The organism is Sutterella massiliensis, assembly GCF_016899755.1.
GTDB lineage: Bacteria > Pseudomonadota > Gammaproteobacteria > Burkholderiales > Burkholderiaceae_F > Sutterella > Sutterella massiliensis.
In genome coordinates this window covers 1-676 of sequence record NZ_JACJJC010000193.1, presented here as the reverse complement: position 1 = coordinate 676, position 676 = coordinate 1, and the positions used below count along the sequence as shown (strand labels likewise).

The window sequence follows — 676 nt, the reverse complement described above, 5'->3', positions numbered from 1 at the left end:
ATCCTCAGTGAGCCGTAAAACCTCACCAGAATCGAGAATTCGATCGGGGAGCTATTTAGTGAAGAAAAAAATGGAATTGAGCCGCATTAAGGAATTCGCTACGGAATGGGGTTTTGCCGATGTCAAATTCCTTGTCCAATGGCGTGGATACGATGTTTACGACGGGATTCTTGCGCCGGAAAAAGAAGGGTGCTACATCGGTCTGCCGCGATTCATTCTTTCGAACGATCAGGAAATCCGGATGACGGAATTTCCTAATGAATACAAAGAAATCGCCGACATCGTCTATCCGCGGGAAGAAGATGATGAAGAAGAGGACGAATATCGTCTAGAGACGTAGGCGATACCGAACCGCTTCGCCGGAGCTTCTTCGCTGCGACAGTCTCAAATTGAACAATCCCTTGACCTTGAAACACGTGAAGAAGAAAAATGGAATTGAGCCGTATTAAGGAATTTGCCGAGAAATGGGGGTTTGACGACGTCAAATTCCTTGTCGAATGGCGAGGATACGATGTTTACGACGGCATTCTTGCTCCGGAAAGGAAAGGATGCCGTGTCGGTCTCCCTTTTTTCTTCCTTGTCAAGGATGAAGAAATTCGCCTAACTGAATTCCCCAAGGAATACAGAGAAATCGCCGACATCGTCTATCCTCGGGAAGGAGAGGATGATGAAGAAG

2 protein-coding genes are annotated in these 676 nt (G+C 46.9%); both read left to right on the top strand.

The window, feature by feature from the left end; genetic code table 11:
* A partial coding sequence (locus H6A60_RS12120) for a hypothetical protein (RefSeq protein WP_205104982.1) occupies nucleotides 1-340 on the top strand: 340 nt, incomplete at its 5' end.
* Nucleotides 341-429: 89 nt separating this feature from the next.
* Nucleotides 430-676 (top strand): hypothetical protein (locus H6A60_RS12115; protein ID WP_205104980.1); only part of this gene is annotated, 247 nt, incomplete at its 3' end.